This window comes from bacterium, from assembly GCA_040753555.1.
Taxonomy (GTDB): domain Bacteria; phylum UBA9089; class UBA9088; order UBA9088; family UBA9088; genus JBFLYE01.
This window is the reverse complement of the sequence record JBFMDZ010000268.1, coordinates 1-2,508: the sequence shown is the minus strand read 5'-3', so window position 1 is coordinate 2,508 and position 2,508 is coordinate 1. Positions and strand designations below refer to the sequence as shown.

General features: G+C 40.2%; 3 protein-coding genes and 2 pseudogenes. All 5 read right to left on the bottom strand.

The annotated features are described in order from the left end of the window. Positions 1 to 267: ribonuclease H-like domain-containing protein (locus tag AB1630_12310; protein ID MEW6104575.1), on the bottom strand; the 267-nt coding region annotated here is incomplete at its 3' end. Further along, the gene (cas2e, locus tag AB1630_12305) at positions 264 to 608 is read right to left on the bottom strand and encodes a type I-E CRISPR-associated endoribonuclease Cas2e (protein ID MEW6104574.1); all 345 of its coding nucleotides are present in this window, start codon (positions 606 to 608) and stop codon (positions 264 to 266) included. The genes AB1630_12310 and cas2e, both read right to left, overlap by 4 nt. After that, positions 589 to 1,512 carry a type I-E CRISPR-associated endonuclease Cas1e gene (cas1e, locus tag AB1630_12300; GenBank protein ID MEW6104573.1) on the bottom strand — a complete coding sequence of 308 codons (924 nt, stop codon included), beginning with the start codon at positions 1,510 to 1,512 and terminating at the stop codon, positions 589 to 591. Before cas1e ends, cas2e begins: the two co-directional genes overlap by 20 nt. Positions 1,513 to 1,656: 144 nt before the next feature. Next, a pseudogene (locus AB1630_12295) lies at positions 1,657 to 2,121 on the bottom strand (transposase). A gap of 141 nt (positions 2,122 to 2,262) precedes the next feature. Then, positions 2,263 to 2,385, bottom strand: a pseudogene (locus AB1630_12290) (phage antirepressor protein). Positions 2,386 to 2,508: the final 123 nt, after the last annotated feature.

The following is a 2,508-nucleotide window of genomic DNA, read 5'->3' as shown; positions in this document are numbered from 1 at the left end:
CAAATCTATCCCTAATCTTGTCCGGATATATGGCAAATCAAACCTTGTTCCATTATAGGTATAGAGTGTATGCACATCTTTAATTATCTTAAGTACTTCTGCAGAGGAGATGTTATCCTCCAGCAATTGAATAACTCTTTGATGATTACTATCTTCCAGACATATCCCTATGACGGTTATTTCCCCTTTTTCAGAGGCTAAACCTGTTGTTTCTATATCCAGATAAGCGATGTATGGTTTTTTTGATGTAGTCTTAACCTTGATCATTTCGGTTCTCTTTCTATACCTGCAAATGCAGATTCATTAGCCTCTACCTCTTCTAAAATCTCTTTCTCTGGCAAAAATGAGACAAGTTTTATGCCGTCCATTTCAACCGGGATGCGTCGATTTTTACCAATGGTCAAGAAGTCATACCCTGACTCGGTATTTGTGCTCCAAACCATTACAGCATTTCCCTCTTCTATCCCCTTTTCAACCGTATTCCAGATCATCTCCCGCACACGTCTTGATACCTTACCTACATATACTCCTGCCCTAATTTCCAGAAGCCATATTGCCAGTCGTCCGCGTAAACGCGGTGGCACATTTTCAACCACGATGGCCAACATCTCCAAATCCCTCCTTGTTTGGAATAGCAGGCATTAGCGATTCTTCCGGTAATTTTGGCATAGACATTTCCCCAGCAGCCAGGATTTCTTCAATAGTCGGAATAATCCGCTTCAACAATCCACTCTGCCTAAATATATCACGACAGGCAAGACGCACCTCCCGCTCAGGATTTGCTGGCTTTTTCGCGGCAATCTTAAAAGCAACAGGCACTACCGTTTCAAACTTGAAGATATCTGCTATGTCATAGACAAATGACTGTGGCTTTCCTGTATGAATAAAACCCACAGCAGGGGCATATCCAGCCGCAAGAATCGCTGCCTCGCAGATACCGTAAAGACAAGCAGTTGCTGAACTTAAACAACGGTTGGGAATATCACCACTTCCCCATTCATTGTAATCGTAATTACGGCTCTTCCATTCAACCTTGTATTGCCTGGCAAGAAGCTCGTACATCTTCCGCACCCTTACTCCTTCTATTCCCCGTAATTGTTCAACACTTCGCCTTTCAGGAGGGTCTTCCTTGAATCTCATAGCATACATCTTTCGCACCACTTTCAATCTTGCCGTATCATCCAATGCCAGTTTAGCCTGATACAACAACCTGTCTGCCCGTGCCCCTCCTGGTTGACCAGAGGCATAGAGTCGAACGCCGCCGTCGCCAATCCAGACGAGAAGACAACCCACTCGGGAAGCAAGAGTCACGGCCGCATGTGATACCCTTGTCCCGGGCTCCAGCATCAGGCAGGCAACACCACCAACAGGAATATGTGTGCGCACACCGTTCTTGTCCACCACTACAAAAGCACCATCGAGAACATCCAGATTTCCTTTTTCCACAAACAAAACGGAAACACGGTCTTTGATGGGAATCGGTTTTAGTTGAGGAAGAATCGGTTCAGTCATTTTCCCTCCAGTCTTTTCTGACTTTCCTGCTCGGTAAAATAGAATGTGAAAATTCTACCTTATCCTTCATTTAATGTCCCATAGGGACAATATATCGGTAGAAATAAATATCATACAAACATAAATGCCGTAGGCATGAGATAGTTAAAATTCAATCGGTTTAAAAATATATCGTTCATCATAATTAATGTTAAATGCTTGCAAAAATTCTTTATATTCTTCACTGAAACTCTTTTTTTTGTGATGTTCTTCCTGATTATTAATATAATTTATAACTTTTGGAATCTGTGATTTACTGTATGAGAATGCACCAAAACCTTCTTACCATGAAAATCTACACTTCAAAAATCTCTTTTCATTTATCCACTTTGAAGAATTAGCTTTTATATCCTGCATTAAATCTGAAAGAGATTGTGATGCCCTCATACCAAACAATACATGAATATGATCTGGCATTCCGTTTATCACCAATGGTTTATGTTGATTGTTCTTGATAATACCAAAGATGTATTTGTATAATTCATCTTTCCATAAATTACTAATAATGCAATCTCTGTTTTGTACTGCAAAAATTGCTTGAATATGAATTTGTGTATAGGTGTTTGCCATAATTTTTCTACCAATATATCGTTCCTACGGAACTGATTGATTTGTCTATCTATTCTACCAATATTATGTTCCTAACGGAACGATTATTCTCATGCCTTATTTATGGGTATTATCCTATGTAAACTTCCAGTTAATAACCGCTATAGAAAAAATTAGTTCAAGGTCAGTCATGTGGTCCCGCAGGTTTTCCCGTTCCAGCCCTTTCAAATTCTTATGTTGACTCGGAGTTATGCCGAATGTAGCCCTGGCTATTTCTGCGGTAAGTGCTAAGTCCCACATTATTTGAGCTCAAAAAGGGGGGGTTATTCTCAAATTATTTGAACCTGTTTTTACCCCGCAATTTTATTCCTGGATATTTTAAATTACCCCGCTTATCAATGGGTTATG